General features: G+C 64.9%; 24 protein-coding genes and 1 tRNA gene. 10 read left to right on the forward strand and 15 right to left on the reverse strand.

Annotated features, from left to right (window positions below):
* Positions 1-86: 86 nt before the first annotated feature.
* The 4 genes from FJV43_RS16995 to FJV43_RS17010 form a co-directional block, all read right to left on the reverse strand.
* Positions 87-1,535: an ammonium transporter gene (locus FJV43_RS16995; RefSeq protein ID WP_239628680.1), complete on the reverse strand. Its 1,449-nt coding sequence runs from the start codon at positions 1,533-1,535 to the stop codon at positions 87-89.
* Positions 1,536-1,572: 37 nt separating this feature from the next.
* On the reverse strand, positions 1,573-1,911 hold the full coding sequence (locus tag FJV43_RS17000; RefSeq protein WP_008142813.1) for a P-II family nitrogen regulator: 339 nt from the start codon (positions 1,909-1,911) through the stop codon (positions 1,573-1,575).
* Positions 1,912-2,221: 310 nt separating this feature from the next.
* A complete protein-coding gene (locus tag FJV43_RS17005) occupies positions 2,222-3,523 on the reverse strand; it encodes an ammonium transporter (RefSeq protein WP_239628682.1) in 1,302 nt (433 codons plus the stop codon).
* A 130-nt stretch (positions 3,524-3,653) separates the two neighbouring features.
* Complete coding sequence (locus tag FJV43_RS17010; RefSeq protein WP_028176997.1) at positions 3,654-3,992, reverse strand: P-II family nitrogen regulator; 339 nt, start codon at positions 3,990-3,992, stop codon at positions 3,654-3,656.
* A 235-nt stretch (positions 3,993-4,227) separates the two neighbouring features.
* Between FJV43_RS17010 and FJV43_RS17015 the strand changes: the two genes are divergently transcribed.
* Positions 4,228-5,115, forward strand: coding sequence for a DUF4339 domain-containing protein (locus FJV43_RS17015; RefSeq protein WP_239628695.1), 888 nt, complete (start codon positions 4,228-4,230; stop codon positions 5,113-5,115).
* 40 nt (positions 5,116-5,155) lie between these two features.
* On the opposite strand, the gene tesB is transcribed toward FJV43_RS17015, so the two are convergent.
* Positions 5,156-6,019 carry an acyl-CoA thioesterase II gene (tesB, locus tag FJV43_RS17020; protein WP_239628697.1) on the reverse strand — a complete coding sequence of 288 codons (864 nt, stop codon included), beginning with the start codon at positions 6,017-6,019 and terminating at the stop codon, positions 5,156-5,158.
* A gap of 226 nt (positions 6,020-6,245) precedes the next feature.
* On the opposite strand from tesB, the gene FJV43_RS17025 reads away from it, so the two are divergent.
* Positions 6,246-7,466 carry a ubiquinone biosynthesis hydroxylase gene (locus tag FJV43_RS17025; RefSeq protein ID WP_239628699.1) on the forward strand — a complete coding sequence of 407 codons (1,221 nt, stop codon included), beginning with the start codon at positions 6,246-6,248 and terminating at the stop codon, positions 7,464-7,466.
* Positions 7,467-7,534: 68 nt separating this feature from the next.
* Here the strand turns inward: FJV43_RS17025 and FJV43_RS17030 are convergent, their stop codons facing one another.
* Together FJV43_RS17030 and FJV43_RS17035 are read right to left on the reverse strand one after the other, a co-directional pair.
* Positions 7,535-7,732, reverse strand: a complete 198-nt coding sequence (locus FJV43_RS17030) for a Trm112 family protein (protein ID WP_028177001.1) — start codon at positions 7,730-7,732, stop codon at positions 7,535-7,537.
* 160 nt (positions 7,733-7,892) lie between these two features.
* Positions 7,893-8,423, reverse strand: coding sequence for a TetR/AcrR family transcriptional regulator (locus tag FJV43_RS17035; RefSeq protein WP_239628700.1), 531 nt, complete (start codon positions 8,421-8,423; stop codon positions 7,893-7,895).
* A 95-nt stretch (positions 8,424-8,518) separates the two neighbouring features.
* Here FJV43_RS17035 and FJV43_RS17040 point away from each other — a divergent pair, with 95 nt between their 5' ends.
* The 3 genes from FJV43_RS17040 to FJV43_RS17050 all read left to right on the forward strand — a co-directional run bounded on the left by FJV43_RS17040 (position 8,519) and on the right by FJV43_RS17050 (position 10,075).
* Positions 8,519-8,869 (forward strand): hypothetical protein, encoded by a 351-nt coding sequence (locus FJV43_RS17040; RefSeq protein WP_239628702.1) that lies wholly within the window; start codon positions 8,519-8,521, stop codon positions 8,867-8,869.
* A 304-nt stretch (positions 8,870-9,173) separates the two neighbouring features.
* The gene (locus FJV43_RS17045; RefSeq protein WP_239628704.1) at positions 9,174-9,452 is read left to right on the forward strand and encodes a PepSY domain-containing protein; all 279 of its coding nucleotides are present in this window, start codon (positions 9,174-9,176) and stop codon (positions 9,450-9,452) included.
* A 35-nt stretch (positions 9,453-9,487) separates the two neighbouring features.
* Positions 9,488-10,075, forward strand: a complete 588-nt coding sequence (locus tag FJV43_RS17050) for a cytochrome b/b6 domain-containing protein (RefSeq protein ID WP_239628706.1) — start codon at positions 9,488-9,490, stop codon at positions 10,073-10,075.
* A 130-nt stretch (positions 10,076-10,205) separates the two neighbouring features.
* Here FJV43_RS17050 and FJV43_RS17055 read toward each other — a convergent pair whose 3' ends face one another.
* Both FJV43_RS17055 and trxA read right to left on the reverse strand, forming a co-directional pair.
* Positions 10,206-10,883 (reverse strand): LON peptidase substrate-binding domain-containing protein, encoded by a 678-nt coding sequence (locus FJV43_RS17055; protein WP_239628708.1) that lies wholly within the window; start codon positions 10,881-10,883, stop codon positions 10,206-10,208.
* Between the two features lie 33 nt (positions 10,884-10,916).
* Positions 10,917-11,840 carry a thioredoxin gene (trxA, locus tag FJV43_RS17060; protein WP_239628710.1) on the reverse strand — a complete coding sequence of 308 codons (924 nt, stop codon included), beginning with the start codon at positions 11,838-11,840 and terminating at the stop codon, positions 10,917-10,919.
* A 272-nt stretch (positions 11,841-12,112) separates the two neighbouring features.
* Between trxA and FJV43_RS17065 the strand changes: the two genes are divergently transcribed.
* The 4 genes from FJV43_RS17065 to FJV43_RS17080 all read left to right on the forward strand — a co-directional run bounded on the left by FJV43_RS17065 (position 12,113) and on the right by FJV43_RS17080 (position 15,683).
* Positions 12,113-12,187, forward strand: a tRNA-Gly gene (locus tag FJV43_RS17065).
* A gap of 78 nt (positions 12,188-12,265) precedes the next feature.
* Positions 12,266-13,252, forward strand: coding sequence for an NAD(P)-dependent oxidoreductase (locus FJV43_RS17070; protein ID WP_239628712.1), 987 nt, complete (start codon positions 12,266-12,268; stop codon positions 13,250-13,252).
* A gap of 383 nt (positions 13,253-13,635) precedes the next feature.
* Positions 13,636-14,916, forward strand: a complete 1,281-nt coding sequence (locus tag FJV43_RS17075; RefSeq protein ID WP_239628714.1) for a PQQ-dependent sugar dehydrogenase — start codon at positions 13,636-13,638, stop codon at positions 14,914-14,916.
* A gap of 185 nt (positions 14,917-15,101) precedes the next feature.
* On the forward strand, positions 15,102-15,683 hold the full coding sequence (locus FJV43_RS17080) for a c-type cytochrome (RefSeq protein ID WP_239628715.1): 582 nt from the start codon (positions 15,102-15,104) through the stop codon (positions 15,681-15,683).
* Between the two features lie 87 nt (positions 15,684-15,770).
* On the opposite strand, the gene panE is transcribed toward FJV43_RS17080, so the two are convergent.
* From panE to FJV43_RS17100, 4 genes are all read right to left on the reverse strand, one after another.
* Positions 15,771-16,694 (reverse strand): 2-dehydropantoate 2-reductase, encoded by a 924-nt coding sequence (gene panE, locus FJV43_RS17085; RefSeq protein WP_239628717.1) that lies wholly within the window; start codon positions 16,692-16,694, stop codon positions 15,771-15,773.
* Between the two features lie 105 nt (positions 16,695-16,799).
* Positions 16,800-17,414: a 2-hydroxychromene-2-carboxylate isomerase gene (locus tag FJV43_RS17090; protein ID WP_239628719.1), complete on the reverse strand. Its 615-nt coding sequence runs from the start codon at positions 17,412-17,414 to the stop codon at positions 16,800-16,802.
* A gap of 92 nt (positions 17,415-17,506) precedes the next feature.
* Positions 17,507-18,856: an MATE family efflux transporter gene (locus tag FJV43_RS17095; RefSeq protein ID WP_239628721.1), complete on the reverse strand. Its 1,350-nt coding sequence runs from the start codon at positions 18,854-18,856 to the stop codon at positions 17,507-17,509.
* 86 nt (positions 18,857-18,942) lie between these two features.
* Entirely contained in the window at positions 18,943-19,524 is a 582-nt protein-coding gene (locus FJV43_RS17100) for a DUF2239 family protein (protein WP_239628722.1), read from the reverse strand.
* 164 nt (positions 19,525-19,688) lie between these two features.
* On the opposite strand from FJV43_RS17100, the gene FJV43_RS17105 reads away from it, so the two are divergent.
* Positions 19,689-20,354, forward strand: a complete 666-nt coding sequence (locus tag FJV43_RS17105) for a glutathione S-transferase (protein WP_239628724.1) — start codon at positions 19,689-19,691, stop codon at positions 20,352-20,354.
* 109 nt (positions 20,355-20,463) lie between these two features.
* Here FJV43_RS17105 and FJV43_RS17110 read toward each other — a convergent pair whose 3' ends face one another.
* Together FJV43_RS17110 and ggt are read right to left on the reverse strand one after the other, a co-directional pair.
* Positions 20,464-21,759, reverse strand: a complete 1,296-nt coding sequence (locus FJV43_RS17110) for an MFS transporter (RefSeq protein WP_239628726.1) — start codon at positions 21,757-21,759, stop codon at positions 20,464-20,466.
* Between the two features lie 100 nt (positions 21,760-21,859).
* On the reverse strand, positions 21,860-23,611 hold the full coding sequence (gene ggt / locus FJV43_RS17115; RefSeq protein WP_239628728.1) for a gamma-glutamyltransferase: 1,752 nt from the start codon (positions 23,609-23,611) through the stop codon (positions 21,860-21,862).
* Positions 23,612-23,645 lie beyond the last annotated feature (34 nt).

A 23,645-nucleotide genomic window follows, 5' to 3' on the forward strand; every position in this document is an offset into this window, starting at 1 on the left:
CCCTCAACGGTCAGGGCATTGCCGGGTATGTGCCCGAACCGGAGTTGTGGACGCGGCCTCGATGAGATCGCGTCCCGGGAGGAGACTTACATGTTGTAGGCGCGCTCGGTGTGCTCGGTGATGTCGAGGCCTTCACGCTCGCTCTCGACATTGGCGCGGAGGCCAACGATCACGTCGACGACCTTGTAGAGGATCGCCGAACCGACGCCCGACCACACCAGCGTGGTGCAGACGGCCTTGATCTGGGCGAGGATCTGCGTGGCGAAGTCGTAATCGGCAACCTTCGGCGGGATGGCCGTGTAGTCGACGATGCCGGCGCCGCCGAGAGCGGGGTTGACCAGGATGCCGGTGCCGATGGCGCCGACGATGCCGCCGATGCAGTGCACGCCGAACACGTCGAGCGAGTCATCGTAGCCGATCGCGTTCTTCACGACGGTGCAGAAGAACAGGCAGACCACGCCGACCACGAGGCCGAGGACGATCGCGCCCATCACGCCGGAGAAGCCGGCTGCAGGTGTGACGGCCACGAGACCCGCGACAGCACCGGAGATGACGCCGAGCACGGAGGGATGACCCTTGATGATCCACTCCGCGAACATCCACGACAGCGCGGCGGCCGCGGTGGCGACGAAGGAGTTGGTCATGGCGAGGGCAGCGCCGCCGCTGGCTTCGAGGTTGGAACCGGCGTTGAAGCCGAACCAGCCGACCCAGAGCAGCGAGGCGCCGATCATCGACATGGTCAGCGAGTGCGGAGCCATCAGCTCCTTGCCGTAGCCGACGCGCTTGCCGATCAGGAGAGCGCCGACGAGACCTGCGATGCCGGCGTTGATGTGCACCACGGTGCCGCCAGCGAAGTCGATCGCACCCATCTTGAAGATCCAGCCGGCGTCGGCGTTGACCTCGTCGAGCTTGGCCTGCGCCGCGGTCTTCGCCGCCGCGTCACCCGCCGCAGCGAGAGCCTTGGCCGCGTCCTGGATCAGGTCCGGACCGGGCCAGTACCAGACCATGTGCGCGATCGGGAAATAGATCAGCGTCACCCAGAGCGGAACGAACAGAGCGAGCGCCGAGAACTTCATGCGTTCGGCGAAGGCGCCGACGATGAGGGCGGGCGTGATCGCCGCGAAGGTCATCTGGAAGCACATGTAGATGAGCTCCGAGATGTTGGCGTCGACCGAGAAGGTCGCGGCCTTCGAGTCGGTGGTGACGCCCATCATGAAGGCCTTGGAGAAGCCGCCGATGAAGTCGGAGCCGCCGGTGAAGGTGAGGCTGTAGCCGTACACGGCATAGATCACGGTGACGACGCAGACGGTGTAGAACACCTGCATCAGGACGGAGAGCATGTTCTTGGAACGGACGAGACCGCCGTAGAACAGCGCGAGGCCGGGGATCGTCATCAACAGCACCAGCACTGTCGATGTCATCATCCAGGCGTTGTCTCCCTTGTTGACCGTTGGCTCGGCGTAGGCTGCGGTCGCAGCGAACAGGCCGACTGCGAGAGCCGCCAATCCCGCGCCATAGGGACGCTTGAACGTCATATTATTCACTCCTGATTGGATAAGGTTGAGCGCGAAATCAGAGGGCCGCGGCATCGGCCTCGCCGGTGCGGATGCGCACCGCGTGGTCGAGGTTGATGACGAAGATCTTGCCGTCGCCGATCTGTCCGGTTTTCGCCGCGGACGTGATGGCGTCGATGGTCTTGTCGACCTGGTCGGAGGCGACAGCGACCTCGATCTTGATCTTGGGCAGGAAGCTCACGGCATATTCGGCGCCGCGATAGATTTCCGTATGACCCTTCTGGCGGCCATACCCCTTGACTTCCGTCACCGTGAGACCGTGAACGCCGATGGCGGTCAGGGCGTCACGGACTTCTTCCAGCTTGAATGGCTTGATAATCGCCATAACAATTTTCATGGGTCCTATCCCCGCTTGGGCCCGGTCCGGACGTGGCCGGGCGTTTCTCGACTGGTTCGCCACGAGGGAGAAAATTCACTACGCGGGCACAGCCGGACCCCTAGAATCAAATGCCGTGCCAGATCGGACGTGTTGCCTAACGGACTATGAAAACGGGTGTTTTCGCGTTTGACGGGTATTGCGGTGCGGTGCGCTATTACGTCGCGCTTAAAACGTGGTCATGTCTGCTCAAATCCAGTGCAGAACAGACTGCCGACACAATGTTGCTCACGCGTCGGGCAGCAAGAAGGTAATTTCGTAGTGCAGTCGCCTATTGCAGGGCTTCGCCGTGCTGCGAAATATCCAGCCCCTCGAGCTCCTGCTCACGGGATACGCGCAAGGGCACGAACAGGCCGACCAGCTTGAGCAGGATGAAGCTCATGCCCCCCGACCAGACGAAGGTGACGGCGACCCCGTAGAACTGAATCAGGACCTGTTGAGGATGGCCCTCCAGAAGGCCCGCGGTGCCGCCGATGGCGCTGGTCGCGAACACGCCGCCGAGCAGGGTGCCGGTCAGCCCGCCGATGCCATGGACGCCGAACACGTCGAGCGAATCGTCATAGTTGAAGCGGTGCTTCAGCCAGGTGCAGGCCCAGTAGCAGACCGCCCCGGCGACGATACCGATGACGATGCCGTGCCAGGGCGCGACGAAGCCCGAGGCCGGCGTGATGGTGCCGAGGCCGGCCACTGCGCCGGAGATCATGCCGAGCACGGAAGGCTTGCGCCGCGTCGACCATTCGATCGCAGCCCATGTCAGCGCGCCGGCGCAGGCGGCAAGATGGGTCGCGATGATCGCCATCACCGCGCGTGAATTCGCTGAAAGCGCCGAGCCGCCATTGAAGCCGAACCAGCCGACCCACAGCAGGCCGGTGCCCATCACCGCGAGCGACAGATCGAATGGCGAGAGATTGTCGGTGCCGTAGCCGTGACGACGCCCCATCACCTTGGCCGCAACGAGGCCTCCGGTGCCGGCCGACAGGTGCACCACGAGGCCGCCGGCGAAATCCAGCACGCCCATGCTGGCAAGGAAGCCGCCGCCCCACACCCAATGCGCCAGCGGGATGTAGACGAAGATGAACCAGGCGACGGAGAACAGGAGATAGGCGGAGAACCGCATGCGGTCGGCGACCGAGCCCGCGACCAGGGCGACCGTGATGATCGCAAACGTCATCTGGTACAGCATGAACAGCGATTCCGGGATGGTCTTCGCCGCAGGGTTGACGCTGTCCATGGTCATGCCGGCGAGAAACCAGCGGTCGAGCGTGCCGATCCACGGCCCGTCGCCGACGAAGCAGAGTGAATAGCCGAACGCCACCCAGAGAATGGAGATCATCGTCACCGCGGCCAGGCTCTGCGCCATGGTGGCGAGCACGTTCTTCTTGCGCACCATGCCGGAATAGAACAGCGCGAGCCCCGGGATCGTCATCATCAGCACCAGCGCGGTGGCGACGATCATCCAGGCCGTGTCGGCGGTGTTGATCCCGGAGTCGGCGGCGTGCGCCGGCAAGGCTACCACGGACACAAGCCCGATCGGCGCAGCCATGCACGCTGCGCGGCGCAACAATCCCGCCATGTCGTTCCCCCCGGCATCAATTGGCGTCGCACGCTGTGGCATCGTTGCCCGGTGCGATCGAAGATTTATCAGAGCGTTTTCGAGCGAAGTGGATACCGGTTCGCGTCGAGAAAACGGGTCAAACCGAATCCTAGAGCGCGTCGCTGTCGGTTTCGCCGGTGCGGATGCGCAGCGCATGGTCGATCGGCGTGACGAAGATCTTGCCGTCGCCGATCTGCCCGGTGCGGGCGGTCGCGGTGATCACGCTGACCGCCTTGTCGGCAACGTCGGAAGCGACCGCGATCTCGATGCGCAGCTTGGGCAGGAAGTTCACGACATATTCGGCGCCGCGATAGATCTCGGTGTGGCCCTTCTGCCGGCCGTAACCCTTCACCTCGGTCACGGTCATGCCGTGGACGCCGATCGCGGTCAGGGCCTGCCGGACCTCATCGAGCTTGAAGGGTTTGATGATCGCGACGACGAGTTTCATGGTCAGGCCTATTCCCCGGGATGCGGCGCGCCGCATGTCCCCGGCGCAGCGTCAATCTGGCATCTTTCCGGGCAAATGGCATAAAAAAGTTGCAGACTGAAGCGGAAAAACGTCTGGCCATGTCAACGGCCGCCTCTGTACAGGGCAACCGTTCATCATTCACAATGCATTTTTGGCATGGATGCGGTGAACCCGCGGCGGTCGGGCGGTACAAAAGAGTTTTGGGGGACGCTTCATGGCGAGTTGGTTTTACGCATCCGAGGGCAAGCAGCAGGGGCCTTTTCCGGAGGGACAATTCCGCGATCTCATCGCCCAGGGCATCGTCCGCCCGGATACGCTGGTATGGACCGAGGGCATGGCGGGCTGGCAGAAGGCTGCCGAAGTCCCCGGCCTGATCGGCGGCGGCGCCCCGCCGATGATGCCGGCCGGCGGTCCACCGATGATGGGTTCCGGCGGCTATGCCGGCGCAGGCAGCGGCGGCTCTCTGGCGGTCGATTTCGGCATCCTGGAATTCACCTGGCGCAGCATCGTCCTGCTGATCGGAATGATCTTCATCATCCCGGCGCCGTGGGTTTTCGTCTGGTACACGAAATGGATCGTGTCCTGCGTGAAGGTCCCGGGCCGGCCCAATCTCAGCTTCATCGGCGACGCGATGACGCTGGTGCCCTGGTATTTCGGCTTCATCGTTCTGGCGATCGCCCTCGGCTTCATCGGCAGCGATATATTGAGCAACCTGCTGTTCGTCGCGCAGATCGTTCTCTACTGGCTCCTGATCAAATGGATGGTCGCAAATCTCGCCTCCAACGGGCAGCCGCTCGGCTTGAGCTTCACCGGCACGATCTGGGCCTATATCGGCTGGAATCTGCTGTTTGCGATCTCCATCATCACCATCATCGGCTGGGCCTGGGTCGCCGCGGCCCAGATGCGCTGGTTCTGCCGCAGCGTCGAGGGCACGCGGCGCGAGGTCGTGTTCAAGGGGAGCGGTCTCGACATCCTCTGGCGCGGCATCGTCGCTGCGATCCTGTGCAGCCTGATCATCCCGATTCCGTGGGTCTATCGCTGGATCATGAACTGGTTCGCCTCGCAGACCGAACTCGTTCCGCGCGGTTCGTTCGGAGCATGACCCGGACAGCCACCGGCGCGATCCATCGCGCCCCGTGGCGCTATGCCTTCCGCTCGCGCACGGAGCCTTCCTGCGCGACGGAGGCGACCAGCGTGCCGTCGGGCTTGAAGATCGAGCCGCGGGTCAGGCCGCGGCCGCCTTGTGCGCTCGGCGAATCCTGCGCGTAGAGCAGCCATTCGTCGGCGCGGAAGGGGCGGTGAAACCACATCGCGTGGTCGAGGCTCGCCGGCATCATGCGCTTGTCGAACAGCGTGCGGCCATAGCGCGCCATGATCGCATCGAGCAGCGAGAAATCCGAGGCGTAGGCGAGCGCGCACATATGCAGCGCCGGATCGTCGGCCAGCTTCGCTGCGGTCTTGATCCAGACGTGAATGCGGCCGTCGTCGATCTTCTGGCCGAAATAGCGGCCGAGCTCGACCGGGCGCAACTCGATCGGGCGGTCGGATTCATAGTAGCGGCGGATGAACTCCGGCATCTCCTTGAACATCGGCTGCTTCGCGACCTCCTCCGCCGTGAGCTTCTCCGGCGGCGGCACGTCGGGCATCTTGTCCTGATGGTCGAACGCACTTTCCTCCTCGGCGTGAAACGACACCATGATCGAGAAGATCGCGTTGCCGTGCTGGATCGCGGTGACGCGGCGGGTCGAATAGCTCTTGCCGTCGCGGAGGCGCTCGACCTGGTAGATGATCGGGATCTGCGGATCGCCCGGCAGGATGAAATAGCAATGCAGCGAATGCGGCAGCCGGCCCTCGACGGTGCGGCACGCCGCAACCATCGCCTGCCCGATCACCTGGCCGCCGAACACCCGCTGCCAGCTCGTCTTCGGGCTGTTGCCACGGAACAGATTCACCTCGAGCTGCTCGAGGTCGAGGATCGAAATGAGGTCGATCAGGCTTTTGGACATGATGATGCTTTCGAAGATCTCGTCATTCCGGGGCATCGCGATAGCGATGAACTATAGTGCGCAATCGCGCACCTGAGAATCCCGAGCTGACAACCTCTGGATTCCGGGTTCGCGCTTGACGCGCGCCCCGGAATGACACAACGGGCCTTTCGGCCCTTGTTTCACCGCACTGTTTCGCCCAGCTCAAGTCTGCTAGCAAGACCGAGAATTGACCGGGAAACTTGGTATGTCGGTACAGGGTAGTATTGTCATCGGTGGTGGCGCGTTTGCAGGGCTTGCGCTGGCCCTGGCGCTGCGCCAGGGGCTCGGGCCCGAGATCCCCGTCATCGTCGCCGATCCCGCGCTCGGCACGCGGCCGAGCCGCGACCCCCGCGCCACCGCGATCGTGGCCGCCTGCCGCCGCCTGTTCGAGACGATCGGCGCCTGGGACGCCGTCAGGAGCGAGGCGCAGCCCATCCTCGACATGGTCGTCACGGATTCGAAGCTGGAGGACGCCACGCGTCCGGTGTTCCTCAACTTTGCCGGCGATGTCGCGCCGGGTGAGCCCTTCGCGCATATGGTCGAGAACCGCCGCCTGATCGATGCGCTGGTGGTGCGTGCGGAGGCCGAGGGCATCGATCTGCGTGCGACCACCGTGGCGTCCTACGACGCGCGTTCCGACGGCATCGACGTGACGCTCGGCGACGGCAGCGTCATCGCGGCGAGCCTGTTGGTCGCCGCCGATGGCGCGAGGTCGAAGCTGCGCGAGCGCGCCGGCATCGCCACCCATGGCTGGGAGTACGACCAGTCCGGCATCGTCGTCACCGTCGGCCATGAGCGCGATCATGAGGGCCGCGCCGAAGAGCATTTCCTGCCCGCAGGTCCCTTCGCGATCCTGCCGTTGTCGGGCAAACGCTCGTCGCTGGTGTGGACCGAGCGCCGAGCTGAGGCGGCGCGCATCATCGCGCTCAGTGACGAGGAATTTCACAGCGAGCTCGAGCGGCGCTTCGGCCTGCATCTCGGCGAGGTGAAGGCACTCGACAAGCCGCGCGCGTTTCCGCTGTCTTATTTCGTTGCGCGTTCCTTCATCGCCGAGCGGCTGGCGCTGGTCGGCGATGCCGCCCACGTCATCCACCCGATCGCTGGGCAGGGCCTCAACATGGGCCTGAAGGATGTTGCCGCGCTGGCGGAAGTGGTCGTCGATGCCGCACGGCTCGGCATGGATATCGGCGGTGCCGACGTGCTCGAACGCTACCAGCGCTGGCGCCGCTTCGACACCATGGCGATGGGCGTTGCCACCAACTCGCTGAACTTCCTGTTCTCCAACCAGTCGACGCTGCTGCGCACGGTGCGCGACATCGGCCTCGGCCTCGTCGACCGCGCCCCGCCGCTGAAGAACCTCTTCATCCGCCAGGCCGCGGGGCTCACCGGCGAGGTGCCGCGGCTGTTGAAGGGCGAGGCGTTGTAGGGGCGAATAGCGAGTAGCGATTGGCGAGTAGGTCCATTCGCTATTCGCTACTCCCTATTCGCTCACATTCAATCGATCTTGCGCGCCTCTTCCGGCAGCATGATCGGGATGCCGTCGCGGATCGGATAGGCGAGCTTGGCGCTGCGCGAGATCAGTTCCTGCTTTGCGGCATCGAACTCAAGGGGGCCCTTGGTCAGCGGGCAGACCAGAATCTCCAGCAATTTGGGATCGACGCTGGCTTCGGCACGTTCGGTGGGCGCGTTCATGGGATTCTCCGGCACTCGGCTGCCTCTAAAGCACGATCCGGAAAAGTGCGCAGCGGCTTTCCGAAAAGACCATGCTTAAGCAACAACCTGAAGCGCGATGACGATTCATCCTCATCGCGTCGCGCTTTAGCATAGAAATTCGCGCCCGCCCATCGCAGGCCTAAGCCGAGACCATCGCCAGGAGCTCGTCGAGCAGGGCCTGAAGCCGCGCGGCCGGCACCGGCGGGCCTGACAGGGCGAAACCGAGAAATGTCCAGTACAGGATCTGCGCGCGGGCCTGCGCCGTCGCCGGGGTGAGCCCACGCTTGTCCAGCAGCTCTTCGATGTAGTCGAGCCTGCGGCGGTCGATTGCGCGCACCGCCCCTTGCGCCGCCGCATCGAACGCCGCCCAGTTGCGCACCGCGCGCTCGAGGTCGAGCCGCGCGCCAAACGATCTCCGCAGCAGCATCTTGAGCGGCTCGTCGCTGGCGGCCTCGACATCGGCGATGATCTGCTCGGCCGCGATCTCGCGCCAGCGCTTCAGCACGGCGGCGTGAAACGCGGCCAGGTCGGCGAAATGCCAATAGAAGCTGCCGCGCGAGACGCCCATGGCCTTGGCCAGCGGATCGGCTTTCAGCGCCGTGAAGCCGCTTTTGGCGAGCACCTTCAGGCCCTCTTTGGTCCAGTCGTCGGCGGAAAGCTGTTCGGTCATGCCGGGCTCCAGATGGCGGCCATACACTAATGTATTGACAGCTTCCAGCAAGCAGGTGCATATCCATACAGTACTGTACGGATGGAGCATGCCCCATGCGCGACCTTCTCCTGCAATGTTCCGGCCTCGCCGCGATCGTGCTGGCCCTCATCCACGGCGTGCTCGGCGAGACCAGGGTCTTCGCCCGCGCCAGCATCGAGCCGGCGCGCCTGCGCACGCTGATCCGACTGGTATGGCAGGCCGGCACGGTGGCGTGGGTCGGCGGCGGCGTGCTGCTGCTGGTTGCGCCCCGGCTGGAGTCGAGCCTTGCCAGGCACTGGATCGTTGCCACGCTCGCAATCGTGTTCGGCGCTGCGGCCCTCGCCAACGCCTTCGCCATGCGCGGCCGCCATTTCGGCTGGGTCGGCATGGGGGCAGTGGTCGCGCTCGCGGTCGCCGGCTACTAAAGCGCGATGCGATGAGGATGAATCGTCATCGCGCTTTAGGTTGTTGTTTTAAGCATGATCTTTTCGGAAAACCGTTGCGCACTTTTCCGGATCATGCTTTCGCGCTGCGCATCCGGCCTGCGAGGGGTAAGGCGGCAGCGGTGGGGCGAATCCGGGTTGCGCACCGGGCGCGCTCACGTTTTCGCTCATGTTAGAACTTATCTAAAGCGAACCAGGCCCGTACCCGATTGACTTCATCACCTCCTTTGCTTCCTTCGGTGCGCCCCGCGGCACTGCGGTGCGCACACGAGAGGAGGAGACGTTCGTGAAGGTCATTCGTGTTGTTGCCATTGCACTGACGATCGGGATTGGCATGGGATCGGCGGCAATGGCCGACGGCTTCAAGGACTGCACCAAGCTCGACAAGGCGTCGTGGAAGCCGGCCAGCGAAGCCGAAGCCAAGGCCAAGGCGGCGGGCTACGAGGTGCGCCGCTCCAAGGTCGAGGGCTCGTGCTACGAGGTTTACGGCGTCAAGGAAGGCAAGCTGTACGAGCTGTTCTACAGCCCCGAGGATCTCAGCCTCAAGCACACGATCGCCAAGTAGATTGCGCGCGTGAGCCGCGAAGCGCATTGGGCTTGATGAAAGCAGTGCCCGAAGAGCGCGGGGGGTCCGACAGGACACCCGCGAATCGACATGTCTCGCGGACGGTCGCGGTCTGGGACCTCCCGCTGCGCCTCTGGCACTGGGTTCTCGCGATTTCGGTTGCGATCGCGTGGTTCACGCCGACCGTGCATGACGGCGTTCACCGCATCGTCGGCTATGCGGTCATCGGCCTGCTCGCCTTCCGCCTGCTCTGGGGCTTCATGGGAAGCCGCTATTCGCGCTTCCGGATGCTCGGCGTCAGGCTGCGCGCCGCGCCGAACTATCTGTGGAATCTGCGGCGCGGCATGACCGGCCGCTATATCGGGCTCAATCCCGCCGGCAGCTTGATGCTGGTCGCGCTGCTGGCTTCGCTCGCCGTCTCGACGATCACCGGCGCGATGTCGGTCACCGTCACCTTCTTCGGCGTGTGGTGGGTCGAAGACACCCACCATTATTCATCGGACGCGGTCATCGTTCTGGTCGTGCTGCACGTGTTGGGCGTGCTGGTGATGGGGATTCTCCAGCGCGAGAACCTGGTCCGCGCGATGTTCACCGGGCGCAAGCGCATCCGGCATCATTCATAAAAATTTCGAAGGCCACATTCCTTCCTCGTCATGGCCGGGCTTGTCCCGGCCATCCACGTTCTTCTGTGTGGCAAAGACGTGGATGCCCGGGTCAAGCCCGGGCATGACGGAGCTTGTAGTGCCTACAGTCTCACTGCAGAGGCGGATCGCCGCTGGTGCGCCTCTTGGCGAGATCCATCTCGGTGACTGCGATCAGGATCTCGGCGCGGGTCTTCAGGTCGGGCGCTTCGAGCATCGCCTGCTTCTCCGCCGGGCCGTAGGGCGACATCATCGCCAGCGCGTTGACGAGCGCCTCGTTGGGCGCGCTCTCGACGCCCTCCCAGTCGACCTTGAGATTGTTGGCCTTCAGGAAGTCGGCCAGCACCGTCAGCAGCGCCTCGCGATCGACCTCCTCCTCGCCCATGCGCGCGGTGAAGTCGTCGACGAAAGCGAAGAAGTCCACCTTGCACTGCCGGTAGGCGGTCAGCACTTCGAGCTCCTCGACAACCTTGAAGCGCGCGACGCCGGTGAGTTCGAGGATGTAGCGGCCGTCGCCGGATTCGGCGAGCTGGGTGATCCGGCCGACGCAGCCGACGCGGAACAGCGCCGGCTTGTCGGAATTCTTCGGCGAATGCGCCACGTCAGGCTGGATCATGCCGATCAGGCGATGCCCGTCACGGAAGGAATCGTCGACCATCGCGAGGTAGCGCGGCTCGAAGATGTTGAGCGGCATCTGGCCGCGGGGCAGCAGCAGCGCGCCCGGCAGCGGAAACACCGGAATGATCTCCGGGAGGTCGGCGGGCCCGCGATATTCGATGTTGATCGGCATCTGCCCGGTCCCCCTGGCGTCGCCAGCGCGCCCTTACGAAAACAGGATCGTCGACAAACGCTTGCGTCCCTCGACGGTTGCATCATCCGTGCTGCCCCAGGCCTCGAAGAACTGCACCAGCTGCTTGCGGGCGCCGTCGTCGTTCCACTTGCGGTCGCGCTTGATGATCTCGAGCAGCTGCTCGGTCGCGGCGGCGCGGTTGCCTTGTGCGTTGAGCGCGGTGGCGAGGTCGAATCGGGCCTGATGATCGAGCGGGTTTGCGGCGACTTTCTGTTCCAGCTCGGCGACCGGTCCAAGCGATTTTGCCTGCTCGGCGAGATCGATCGCGGTCTGCACGGCCTTCACGGCCGGGTCGTTGCGCTTGGATTCGGGCACCATGGCCAGCGTCTGCTTGGCCTGCTCCATCGCGCCGGAGACGGCGTAGCACTTCGCGAGGCCCGCAAGTGCCGCGATATTGGTCGAATCATGCTGGAGCGCCTCGGCATAGATCTGCGCCGCCGCCGCCGTGTCGCCCTCGGCGAGCACCGCATCGGCCTCCTGCACGATCTCGGCGACGTTGACCTCGCCCGGCGCGGTGACGCCCTTGGTCAGCCGCTCGATGAAGGCATTGACCTGGCTCTCCGGCACCGCGCCCATGAAGCCGTCCGCCGGCTGGCCGTTGACGAAAGCGATCACGGCCGGGATCGACTGGATGCCCATCTGGCCCGGGATCGCCGGATGCTGGTCGATGTTCATCTTGACCAGCTTGACCTTGCCCTTGGCCGCCTTCACAGCCTTTTCCAGCACGGGGGTGAGCTGCTTGCAGGGGCCGCACCACTCCGCCCAGAAATCGATCAGCACCGGCTGGCGCTTCGATTCCTCGATGACGTCCTTCACGAAGGTCTGGGTGGTGGTGTCCTTGATCAGGTCGGCCGCAGCCGGGCCTGCCGCTCCGTTACCCTGGTCGATGATCGTCACGGGATTCCCTCGTCATGTCTGGAATGACGGCTCTTTAGCACGCCGCCACATCATATGCTTGTGGTCGGCACCTAAATTGGGCCGGGGTGGCCGAATTTCAATCCAGGCGACCCGATTCGCCGGTTCCGGGGCCTTTTCGGGTGGTTCGGTCGCTTTCAGGGCCCAAATGGGGCCCCCGATTGCGAATCTATGCCGCCGGTAGCTGTTGCATTCCCCTCCCGCTTTTGGCATACGACAGCCGTTGCCGGCGCGTCACGCGACCGACACAGGATGCGGGTGTAGCTCAGTGGTAGAGCACGACCTTGCCAAGGTCGGGGTCGAGGGTTCGAGCCCCTTCGCCCGCTCCAATTTCTCCCAGAGCATCCAGCCGAACCGGGTCGGGCCGTGGTTTCCACGCCGCTGACGGCTGTATTTTTGGGACTCACATGACAATTCTGATCACCGGCAGTGCCGGCCACCTCGGCGAAGCCATTCTCCGCACGCTCCGTGGCCACGGGTCATCCGTGCGCGGGATCGATCTGAAGCCCTCGCCCTTCACCGACGCCGTCGGCTCGATCGTCGATCCCGCGTTCGTGCGGGAGCAGATGGACGGCGTCACCGCCGTCATCCACACCGCGACGCTGCACAAGCCGCATGTGGCGACCCACTCCAAGCAGGACTTCGTCGACACCAATGTCACGGGCACGCTCAATCTGCTCGAGGCGGCTGCGGCGGCGGGTGTGAGGAGCTTCGTCTTCACCAGCACCACCAGCGCGTTCGGCTCGCAGCTCCGCCCCGAGGCGGGACAGGCCGCGGTGTGGGTCACCGAGGATCTGCCGTCCATCCCGAAGAACATCTACGGCACCACCAAGCTGATGGCGGAGAGCCTCTGCGAGCTGTTCTTTCGCGAGCGCGGTGTGCCGGTGGTGGTCTTGCGGACCTCGCGCTTCTTCCCCGAGGACGACGACGATCCCTCGGTGCGGTCGGCCTACGCGCTCGAGAACGCGCAGGCCAACGAGCTGCTCTATCGCCGGCTGGATATCGCGGACGCCGTGAGCGCGCATCTGCTCGCCGCCGAACGCGCGCCGAGGATCGGCTTCGCCCGCTACATCGTCTCGGCCACCAGCCCGTTCGAGCAGCGTCATCTCGCCGCGCTCGCGCGCGATGCGGCGGGCATGGTGCGCGAGCTCTATCCGGAATGCGCGCAGCTCTACGCGGCGCGCGGCTGGCGGCTCTTCCCCGCGATCGACCGCGTCTATGTCAACGACCGCGCGCGGCGCGAGCTGGGCTGGCGGCCCGAATTCGACTTCGCGCATGTGCTGCGCAGCCTGCAAGGCGACCGCGATTTTCGCAGCACGCTGGCCCGCGAGATCGGGTCGAAGGGCTATCATGACACGGTGTTCGACGACGGCCCCTACCCCGTCGCCTCGTAAGCGCCGCGATCGCCATTTTGCTCGACGCTTCAGATGTCTGGCCGGCGTCGCCGGGAGCGCGCCGATCTCAGCCGTTCTACTGTGCATGGGGTTGTTTTCGCGTTTTTGCACGAGCACCCCTCGTGCTGCGCGCAGACGATCCGCGCGCCATCTTGATTCCGCGCTGCAGCGAGAGCGTTGTCGTCGCTGCGTTCGCCCCCTCATTGACATTCCGTCTCAATTTTTTCGGAGCGCGAACGCGGTGCAGGCGGCGCGCTTCTCACCGTTCGCAGATGTGCTAACCTTTTTGGGTCTGTCGTTCTGACGGACCCAAGACTTCGTCTCTCGACTGGCAAAACCAAAATAACGCGCAGCCCTGACGGCTGCCTTAGGGGAGTGACGCGATGAAATTCCATCGATCCGTCTTTCAGTCCGTTCTGGCGCTTGCAGCGTTTGCCCTTCTTGCGGGGACCAGCGCCGGCAATGCGCAACAGCAGGACAAGAGCAAGCCGCTGAAGAAATACGAATCCGGCACCAAGGAGTTCTGGACCCATCCGCCGGACGACTGGTTCCTCGGCGACGAGACCGAGGCGCAGAAGGGCCTTGCGCCGCCCTCGGGCCCGCCGACCGGCGCCTCCGACGCCGAGCTCGCCAACGTCGTCAAGAAGATCAAGCTGCCGCCGGGCTTCAAGATCGAGGTCTACGCCTCGGGTGTGCTGGCCGCGCGGCAGATGGCCTGGGGTGACAAGGGCACGCTGTTCGTCGGCTCGTTCGGCCTCGGCAACGTCTATGCCATCAAGGACAACAACGGAAAGAAGGAGGTCAAAACCGTCCTCAAGGGCCTGAACATGCCCACCGGTCTCGCCTTCAGGGACGGCGCGCTCTACGTCATCGCCGTCGACAAGCTGATCCGCTACGACAACGCCGAAGCCAATCTCGACAATCTCGGCCAGGGCAAGGTCGTCTATGACGACATGCCGTCCTATGCCGCGCATGGCTGGAAATACATTGCGGTCGACAAGGAAGGCTGGTTCTTCCTGCCGTTCGGACCGCCCTTCAATATCGGCATCCCGCCGACCAGCGTCTCGCAGATCCGCCGCGTCGATCCCAAGACCGGCAACGCCGAAATCTGGGCGCTCGGCGTTCGCAACTCGGTCGGCGGCGACGTCGATCCGCGCACCGGCAAGCTCTGGTTCACCGAGAATGCCCGCGACTGGATCAGCGACGATCTGCCCAGTGACAAGCTGAACATGATCAACAGGATCGGCGAGCATTTCGGCTATCCCTATTGCCATCAGGGCAATCTGCCTGACGACAAGTTCGCGATGGGCCACAAATGCTCCGAGTTCACACCGCCCGTGCTGAATCTCGGCGCCCATGTCGCTCCTCTCGGCATGAAGTTCTATACCGGCGACCAATTCCCCGCCGAGTACAAGAACAACATCCTGATCGCCGAGCATGGCTCCTGGAATCGCCACAAGTACCAGGGCGCGCGCATCGTGCGCGTGATCGTCGGGCCGGACGGCAAGAATCCCAAGCGGGAGATCTTCGCCTCCGGCTGGCTCGAGGGCGACCAGGGCTATCTCGGACGTCCCAACGACATCATCCTCGCCAAGGACGGGTCGATCCTCGTCGCCGACGATTGGGCCGGCGCGATCTACCGCATCAGCTACAGCAAGAAGTAGCGCGCGCACGACACGAGGCTGCGGCGGCCGGAAGGCGCCGCAGCCTTTTGTTTGACACAGCAAGCACACAGCGGAACGCGTTCGTCATGCCCGGACTTGATCCGGGCATCCATCAAGCGGGAAGCCCTTCAAGAATGGGATGGATTGCCGGGAAGGCCCGGCAATGACAGTCGGAGACATCATTCATGCGAGCAGTTTGGTCGGGAGTTCTGGCAGCCACGCTTCTGATTGCGCCGGCCACGCGTGCCGCCGACGTCGCCGCCGGCAAGGCCAAGGCGCAGGTCTGTGCCGGCTGCCACGGCGAGAACGGCGTCTCGCAGACCGAGAACATCCCCTCGCTCGCCGGCCAGCCCGATCAATTCCTGCAATGGCAGCTGGTGTTCTTCCGCGCCGGCTCGCGCAAGAACGAGCAGATGCAGCCGATCGTCGAGGAGATCACCAACGAGGACATCCGCAATCTCGGCGCCTATTTTTCACAGCTCGCGCCGCCGAAGGGAGCCGAGGACGGAGATCCGGACCTGTCGAGGAAGGGCGCGCAGGTTGCCGCCGGCCGCCGCTGCGCTTCGTGCCACACGGACAGCTATGCCGGCACCAAGGCGGTCGCGCGGCTCGCGGGGCAACGCGAGGAATATCTCGTCAAGGCGTTGCATGACTACAAGGCCGGCCAGCGCGTCGGCGGCGGCGTCGCCGCGATGGCCGATGTCGCCTATCACATGAGTGACGAGGAGATCACGGCCGTCTCGCACTATCTCGCGCATCTGAAATAGCGCTGATCTGTTACCGCAAACTCCGCGTCGTCTCGGATCAGCGCTCACTTCGTTCGCTTGTCCGGGACGACGGTGTGTACGAAGCGCCTACCCCGCCCGCTGCTTCTCATACGCCTTCAGATGCGTGTACGCGATGCGCAGCTTCGGCACCGGCACCTTGGCGGCGTCGGCGCGCGCGATGAGGTCGCCGATGACGTGATCGGCCTCGACCGGCAAGCCAGCCTTGATGTCGCGGAACATCGAGGCGGTCATCGGCGAGCCCTCGGCGGTGAGGTTGCCCTTCACCCGCTCGAAGAATGGCCCGCCCGGCGGATAGCCGGACGCGGCGGCGATCGCGCTGGTCTCGTCCAGCATGCCGAGCAGGAAGTCCCGGCCGCCCGGAGCCGCCAGGATGTCACCGACCGAGGCGCGCATCAGGCTGGTGGATGCCGCGAGCGAGGAGAGGAACACCCACTTCTCCCACATGTCCTGCATGATGTTCTGGCTGGCGGTGGCGCCAGTGATGCCGCTCTTGAAGGCTTCGTCGATCGCCTTCACCCGGTCCGACATTTTGCCGTCGCGCTCGCCGTAATTGATCGACTGCATCGGCTGGAGCTGCACCACCTCGCGCTTCTCGTTCAAGGTCGCGGCGATGGCGCAGAGGCCGCCGAGCACCCGCTCCTTGCCGAACCGGGCATCCAGCGTGTCGAGATGCTTCATGCCGTTGAGCATCGGAATGATCGCGGTGTTCGGACCGACCGCCGCGGCAAACGACTTGATGGCGTCGTCGAGGTCGAACGCCTTGCAGCTCAGGAGCACGACGTCGAACTTGTCCTTGAGCGCGTCCGCCTGCACGGTCGGCGGATTTCTCAAGGTCACGTCGCCATTCGGGCTCTTGATGATGAGGCCGGCGCTCGCGAGCTCGCTGGCGCGCCGTGGCCGGACCAGGAAGGTGACGTCGCGGCCGGCCTGCAACAGCCTGCCACCGAAATAGCCGCCAATGGCGCCGGCGCCGACCACGAGAATACGCATTGCAGAACTCCGTTGAACGAGGCGAATGGCGAGTAGGGAATAGCGAATAGGGTGAGAGGCCGCAAATGACGAGTCACAATTTCACGACTCGCTCTTCGCCTTTCCCTATTCGCCCCCTTCCAGCACCATCTCCTCGACCTCGCGCAGCTGTTCCTTGCCGAAGAACATCTCGTTGCCGACGAAGAAGGTCGGCGAACCGAAGGCGCCGCGGGCGACCGCCTCCTCGGTGTTCTTGATCAGTTTGCCCTTGACCTCGGGTTCCCCAGCGCGGGCGAACAGCCTTTGCGCGTCGAGGCCGGAGGACGCCAGCGCCTTCGCCGCGATTTCAGGATCGTCCATCTTCTTCGGCTCGCGCCACATGTGGTGGAAGGCGGCCTCGACATATTTCTCGAACACGCCCTCGAGCTGCGCCGCGATTGCCGCGCGCATCAGGTTCAGCGTGTTGACGGGGAAATGCGGATTCCAGACATAGGGCTGGACATGGAAGCGCTTGATGAAGCGCTCGGTCTCGACCGCCTGGAATTCGCGCTTGTTCTTGATGCCGGCCAGGGTCTCCGCCGGCGACTTGTTGTTGGTCGACTTGAAGATGCCGCCGAGCAGGATCGGCACATATTCGAACTTGACGCCGATCCGCTGCTCGATTGCCGGAATCGCCAGATGGCTGAGATAGGCGTTGGGGCTGCCGAAGTCGAACAGGAATTGCGGGGCGGTACGGGTCAAAATCATGCTCCCTGACGTCGCTTTTCGTCATTGTGGCGCAGGCCGCGCCACAGGTCCACCGTTTAATGACGATCATAATACTTAAGGTCCCGTCAGATCAGCCGCTGGATCGCCTGCCTGCGCCACACCAGGAGGTAATGGCCCATCTGCAAGATGAACATGGCGCAGAACACGATCGGATAGGCCGCCCAGACGCCCGCAAGGCCGATCGTGCGGCTCAGGATCACCGCGGCCGGCAGTTCGATCGCGACAATCGCGAAGATCGACAGCAGCATCGGTGTGAACGCGACACCGGCCGCACGCATCGCGCCTGAAAACACCGTGGCGAGGCCGAACGGCACCGAGCTCCACAAGGCGATGTACAGCAGCCCTTTCGCAAGATCGAGCACGGCGCCATCGGTGATGAAGATGCCGAGCACCGCGCGCGGCGCGAGATAGATCAGCGCCACCAGCCCGCCGGTCAGCACGATGTTGAACAGGAGACCGGTGCGGACGATGCCGTCGAGCCGCGTCCTGTCGCCGCCGCCGACGGCCTGGGCGCCGAGGATCGAGACCGCGATCGAAATCGACATCGCCGTGAACTGCGTGTAGCCCATCACCTGGTTGACCGCGCCGTAGGCGGCCGTGGCCTCCGACCCGTAGCCGTTGACGAGGCCGAGCAGCACCAGCTCGGCGATCGCCATCGCCACCATGCCGATGGCGCTCGGCAGCCCGATGCCGAGGACCTTCCCGAGCACGGCGCCGTTCAGCCGCAGGTGACCCAGCAACACAGCGTCCGGCGCGAGCGCGTGCTTCTTCCGCAGCAGATAGGCCGCGAGCACGATCAGCGTCGTCGCATTGGCGATCGCAGATGCCCATGCCGGACTGGTGATGCCCGCCGCCGGCAATCCGGACGCGCCGCGGATCAGCAATGGCGTCAGGATCAGGCCGGTCGCAGTCGACAACGCCAGCGCCAGCAGCGGCGTCAGCGCGTCGCCGACGCCGCGGATCATTGCGGTCATCAGCAGGAAGACGAAGCCGAGCGGCATCGTCAGCAGCATGATTCTCGCATAGGCGCTGGCCTCATCGAGAATGTCCGCGGGCGTGGCGAGCGCCATCATCAATTGACGGCTGAAGAGCCCGCCAATCAGTGCAACCGAAATCGACAGCAGCAGGCCGACTGCGAGTGTCGTGCCCGCAATGATCTTGATCCGGCCGTGCTCGCCCGCGCCGAAGGCCTGGCCGATCAACACGGTGGCGCCGGTGCTCAGCCCCATGACGAAGGCGAACAGGAAGAACATCACCGGGAAGAACACCGAGACCGCGGCGAGCGCATCGACGCCGATCATCTGGCCGAGATAGACATTGCTGATGGTGCCGAACAGCGATTGCAGCGCGTTGCTCAGCATCAAGGGTGCGAGGAAGCGGAGGAATGTGGTCCAGAGCGGCTTTGGAGCGGACATGGATCGGCCTTTCATCAGGGCGTGCGAAGCCGTTGCCGCGCAATGCGCGGCCCGGCCGTCGATGGGATTGTGAAGAGCGCCGCGCTTTAAGCGCGGTCGCTGTAGGCGAGCTTGACGATGTGGTCGCGGATATCAGCCGGCCAGTCGGCGATCAGTCCGGTGAAGCGCCGCCGGTCATCCGCGAACAGCGCGCGCGAGGCCTCCTCGAACTGCGGCAGATCGCCGGCCATGGTCGACATGAAGTGATAGGCCGCATCGCGGGCCTGGCGCTCGCGGTCCTTGGCGCCGCTGGCGCGCCTCGCCTCGTCGACGAGCTTGCGCAACGCGACCGAGGCGCCGCCGGCCTGGGCGTTGAGCCACTCCCAGTGCCGCGGCAGCAGCGTCACCTCGCGCGCGACCACGCCGAGCTTGGGCCGGCCGCGGCCGCGCGGCTCTGCGGGTGCCTCGGCCGTCCCGGCCGGCGGCGGTGCCAGCTTCTCCAGCCGCGCCAGCACCTCGCGATCCTCGCCGCGCAGGTCGAAGTCGATCGACCGCCCGGTCCCGTCGTCGAAGATGATGATCGGCTGGTCTATCGGCTGCGTTGCCCGCTTGACGGCGAGCGCGACCTCGCCGGCCGTGCCGGAGGCCAGCCGGCGCTGGCCGACGAATGCTGTGTAAGTCCCTTGCATTGGAATCATTGCCATATTGATCGTGTTGGCAGCTTAATACCCGGGTAAATTACTCACGTCAATATACCCGGGTGAAAATATCCGCACCGCCGCCTCGACAATGTGTTCCCGGGCTGGCACGAACGCTCGGCCGATCGACCACGCCTAGCCCTGAGGACCCCGCGATGCTGACCGTTCACCACCTCAACAATTCCCGCTCGCAGCGCGTGCTGTGGCTGCTCGAGGAGTTGGGCGTGCCCTACGAGATCGTGCGCTATCAGCGCCAGCCGGATATGCACGCGCCGAAGGAGCTGCGCGCCATCCATCCGCTCGGCAAGTCGCCGGTCATCACCGACAACGGCAACACCATCGCCGAGTCGGGCGCGATCATCGAATATCTCATCGCGACCTACGGCGACGGCCGGCTGATCCCGCCGCCGAACACGCCGGAGCGGCTGCGGTACACCTATTGGCTGCATTATGCGGAAGGATCCGCGATGCAGCCGCTGCTGCTCAAGCTGCTGTTCACGCTGATGCCCAAGCGCGCGCCGGCACTGCTGCGCCCGCTGGTGCGCAAGGTCTGCAACCAGGCGCTGACCGCGCTGGTCAATCCGCAGCTCAAGCAGCACATGGACTATTGGGAAGGCGAGCTTGCCAAGAGCGCGTGGTTCGCCGGCAGCGAGTTCACCGCGGCCGACATCCAAATGAGCTTTCCGCTGGAAGCTGCCCAGGCGCGCGGCGGGCTCGAGCAGGGCCATCCCAGGGCGATGGCGTTCCTGGAGCGCATCCACGCGCGGCCGGCCTATGCGCGCGCGCTGGAAAAGGGCGGGCCGTATCAGGTCGGGCGGTAGTTTCTTCACCGTCATTCCGGGGCGCCCGAAGGGCGAACCCGGAATCTCGAGATTGTGACGCGAGATCCCGGGTTCGGCTCTTCGAGCCGCCCCGGGATGACAGTGGTTACTAATCCGCGTACAGCACGCGCCCGCGTGTCTCCGGCAGCGCGAAGGCAGCGATGAAGAACACTGCGTAAGCCGCCACAGCGAAGATCGCGATCGCATTGCCGAGCGACGTCGTCGCCGACAGCGCGCCGACCAGGAATGGAAACAGCGCGCCGATGCCGCGGCCGAAATTGTAGCAGAAGCCCTGGCCCGAGCCGCGCAGCCGCGTCGGATAGAGCTCGGTCAGGAACGCGCCGATCCCGGAGAAATAGCCCGAGGCGAAGAAGCCGAGCGGGAAACCGAGTATCCAGAGGATCTCGTTGGTCAGCGGCAGCTGTGTGTACAGAAGCACCACCGCCATGGCTCCGAGCGAGAAGATCAGGAACAGATTGCGCCGCCCGATCCGGTCGGCGAGCCACGCGCCCACGAGATAGCCGATGAAGGAGCCGATGATCAGCGTCGCGAGATAGCCGGTCGATCCGACGATCGACAGGTGCCGCTCCTTGGTCAGGAATTGCGGCACCCAGAAGGTGACGGCGTAGTAGCCGCCCTGGCAGCCCGTCGCCATCAGCGACGCAAGCACCGTGGTCTTCACGATCGGGAAGGTGAAGATCTCCCAGAGCTTCGGATGACTGCCCGTTTCCGCGTGCCTGGCGCGTGCCTCGACTGCGATCGCCGGTTCGGTGACAGAGCGGCGGATGTAGAACACCAGAAGTGCCGGCAGCGCACCGATCACGAACATCCAGCGCCAAGCCGTCTCCGCCGGCAGAAGCGAGAACAGGATCGCCTGCGACAGCACGGCCAGGCCCCAGCCGACCGCCCAGCCCGACTGGACCGAGCCCACCGCGCGCCCACGATATTGCGGCCGGATCGCCTCACCCATCAGCACGGCGCCCGCCGCCCATTCGCCGCCGAAGCCGAGACCGAGCACGGCACGTGCGATCAGGAGCTGATCGAAATTCTGCACGACGGCGCAGACCAGAGAGAAGAACGAGAACCAGATGATGGTGATCTGGAGCGTCCTGACACGCCCGATATGATCGGAGAGATAGCCGCCGAGCCAGCCGCCGATGGCAGAGGCGAGCAGCGTCACCGTGCCGGCAAGGCCGGCCGAGGCCGCATCGACCTTCCACAGGGCGATGATGGTGCCGATCACCAGCGGGTAGATCATGAAGTCCATGCCGTCGAGCGCCCAGCCCGCAGCGCAGGCCCAGAACGTCCGCCGCTCGGGCGTGTTCATGTCGCGATAGAAGGCGAGCAGGCTGGTGTCCTCGATCTCCGCGCGTTCGATGCGCTGGTTCGGATCGGCGGTGGTCATGCGCGTTTCCCCGGCAATTGCTTTTGGCCGGGCCGGTGGTAGCACGCACGCCGGCCTGTGCAAGCCGCTGCGCGCTGCCGTGCCATGCAGGGAGAGCGGGCTACTGTGCCGCCGCTTCCGCGCCGCGCGTCCGCAGATCGGCCGCGCCAAGCAATCCCTTCGGCGTCACCAGAATCGAATTCGCCGATGTCTGCCCCATCGGCTCGACGACGAGGTGGCCCATGGCCTTCAGCGCGAGCAGCACGTCGTCGGGAAAGCCGCGCTCGACGCGCACCTCATCCGGTAGCCATTGGTGATGCAGCCGCGGTGTTGCGACGGCGGCCGCAACATCCATCTTGTAGTCGAGAACGTTCACGATCACCTGGAGCACGGTCGAGATGATGCGGCTGCCGCCGGGCGAACCCGTCACCAGCACCGGCTTGCCGTCCTTCAGCACGATGGTCGGCGACATCGACGAGAGCGGCCGCTTGCCGGGCCCAGGCAGGTTTGCCTCGAAGCCGACGAGGCCATAGGCATTGGAAGCGCCGACTGCCGCGGTGAAATCGTCGAGCTCGTTGTTGAGCAGCACGCCGGTGCCGTCGGCGACGAGGCCGACGCCATAGCTGAAGTTCAGCGTATAAGTGTTGCTGACGGCGTTGCCGCGACCGTCGACGACGGAAAAATGCGTCGTGTTGCTGCCCTCACGCGGCGCGGCAGAAGCGGACACGAGCTCCTTCGACGGCGTGGCGCGTTCGGCAGAAATGCCCGCGCGCAGCTTGGCGGCGTAGTCCTTCGCGATCAGCGTCTCGATCGGTGCGTTGACGAAGGCGGGATCGCCGAGATAGCGCGCGCGATCGGCATAGGCACGCTTCATGGCTTCGATCAGCAGATGCAGCGATGCCGCCGATCCCTGCTTCAGATCGGCAAGCTGAAAGCCTTCGAGGATATTGAGCGTCTCCAGCAGCACCACCCCACCGGACGAAGGCAGCGGCATCGACACGATGTCGTAGCCGCGATAGGTGCCGCGTACCGGCGCGCGGATGACCGGCTGATAGGCCTTGAGGTCGGCCGGCGTCATGATGCCGCCGGCGTCGGTCACGGCCTTGGCGAGTTTCTCGGCGACCGGCCCCTCGTAGAAGCCGCGCGGTCCCAGTGCGGCGACGGCCGACAGCGTTTCGGCGAGATCGCCCTGCAGCAGCCGGTCGCCTTCGCCCAGCGGCGTGCCGTCAGGCCGCGAGAAGATCCTGGCCGAGGAAGGCCAGCGTGCCAGCCGCGGGTGCCAGCTCGGCAGCGTATCGGCGATGTCGTCGCTGACGATGAAGCCATCGCGTGCGAGCGCGATGGCGGGCGCGAGCAGCTGCGCCAGCGTGAACCGGCCGGAGCCGTATTTGTCCAATGCCAGCGCGAGGCCCGCGACCGTGCCGGGAACGCCGATGCCGAGCGCGGAATCCCGTGACTTCGTCGTGTCAGGCTTGCCGTCTGCGCCGAGGAAGATCTGTGGCGTCGTCGCAGCCGGCGCGGTCTCGCGATAGTCGATCGTGATGTCTTCGTTGCGATCGGCGGAATGGATCACCATGAAGCCGCCGCCGCCGATATTGCCGGCGCGTGGGTAGGTGACGGCCATCGCAAAGCCGGTCGCGACCGCAGCGTCGACCGCATTGCCGCCGCGCCGCAGGATGTCGGCGCCGACCTGCGCAGACAACCTCTCCTGCGCCACCACCATGCCGTGCTCGGCGACGACAGCGCGCACCGCGTCGCGCGCGGGCGGCACGTAGCCCCGCCGCGCATCCTGCGCGGTCGCAGGCGCGAGACTGAACGCCAAAGTGGCTATGAAGGCGAAGAATGTCCGTCGTGTCGAATATGATGACATCATCAAAACGTCTGCCGCGGCCTTGGGCCAGTTCACA

The sequence above is a fragment of the Bradyrhizobium sp. I71 genome (genome assembly GCF_022354745.1).
Classification (GTDB): Bacteria; Pseudomonadota; Alphaproteobacteria; order Rhizobiales; family Xanthobacteraceae; genus Bradyrhizobium; species Bradyrhizobium liaoningense.

Bases quoted from the DNA above. Each gene is read 5' to 3' on its own strand.
- FJV43_RS16995 (WP_239628680.1), bottom strand. From the start codon at position 1,535: ATGACGTTCAAGCGTCCCTATGGCGCGGGATTGGCGGCTCTCGCAGTC.
- FJV43_RS17000 (WP_008142813.1), bottom strand. From the start codon at position 1,911: ATGAAAATTGTTATGGCGATTATCAAGCCATTCAAGCTGGAAGAAGTC.
- FJV43_RS17005 (WP_239628682.1), bottom strand. From the start codon at position 3,523: ATGGCGGGATTGTTGCGCCGCGCAGCGTGCATGGCTGCGCCGATCGGG.
- FJV43_RS17010 (WP_028176997.1), bottom strand. From the start codon at position 3,992: ATGAAACTCGTCGTCGCGATCATCAAACCCTTCAAGCTCGATGAGGTC.
- FJV43_RS17015 (WP_239628695.1), top strand. From the start codon at position 4,228: ATGGCGAGTTGGTTTTACGCATCCGAGGGCAAGCAGCAGGGGCCTTTT.
- tesB (WP_239628697.1), bottom strand. From the start codon at position 6,019: ATGTCCAAAAGCCTGATCGACCTCATTTCGATCCTCGACCTCGAGCAG.
- FJV43_RS17025 (WP_239628699.1), top strand. From the start codon at position 6,246: ATGTCGGTACAGGGTAGTATTGTCATCGGTGGTGGCGCGTTTGCAGGG.
- FJV43_RS17030 (WP_028177001.1), bottom strand. From the start codon at position 7,732: ATGAACGCGCCCACCGAACGTGCCGAAGCCAGCGTCGATCCCAAATTG.
- FJV43_RS17035 (WP_239628700.1), bottom strand. From the start codon at position 8,423: ATGACCGAACAGCTTTCCGCCGACGACTGGACCAAAGAGGGCCTGAAG.
- FJV43_RS17040 (WP_239628702.1), top strand. From the start codon at position 8,519: ATGCGCGACCTTCTCCTGCAATGTTCCGGCCTCGCCGCGATCGTGCTG.
- FJV43_RS17050 (WP_239628706.1), top strand. From the start codon at position 9,488: ATGAAAGCAGTGCCCGAAGAGCGCGGGGGGTCCGACAGGACACCCGCG.
- FJV43_RS17055 (WP_239628708.1), bottom strand. From the start codon at position 10,883: ATGCCGATCAACATCGAATATCGCGGGCCCGCCGACCTCCCGGAGATC.
- FJV43_RS17070 (WP_239628712.1), top strand. From the start codon at position 12,266: ATGACAATTCTGATCACCGGCAGTGCCGGCCACCTCGGCGAAGCCATT.
- FJV43_RS17075 (WP_239628714.1), top strand. From the start codon at position 13,636: ATGAAATTCCATCGATCCGTCTTTCAGTCCGTTCTGGCGCTTGCAGCG.
- FJV43_RS17080 (WP_239628715.1), top strand. From the start codon at position 15,102: ATGCGAGCAGTTTGGTCGGGAGTTCTGGCAGCCACGCTTCTGATTGCG.
- panE (WP_239628717.1), bottom strand. From the start codon at position 16,694: ATGCGTATTCTCGTGGTCGGCGCCGGCGCCATTGGCGGCTATTTCGGT.
- FJV43_RS17095 (WP_239628721.1), bottom strand. From the start codon at position 18,856: ATGTCCGCTCCAAAGCCGCTCTGGACCACATTCCTCCGCTTCCTCGCA.
- FJV43_RS17100 (WP_239628722.1), bottom strand. From the start codon at position 19,524: ATGCAAGGGACTTACACAGCATTCGTCGGCCAGCGCCGGCTGGCCTCC.
- FJV43_RS17105 (WP_239628724.1), top strand. From the start codon at position 19,689: ATGCTGACCGTTCACCACCTCAACAATTCCCGCTCGCAGCGCGTGCTG.
- FJV43_RS17110 (WP_239628726.1), bottom strand. From the start codon at position 21,759: ATGACCACCGCCGATCCGAACCAGCGCATCGAACGCGCGGAGATCGAG.
- ggt (WP_239628728.1), bottom strand. From the start codon at position 23,611: ATGATGTCATCATATTCGACACGACGGACATTCTTCGCCTTCATAGCC.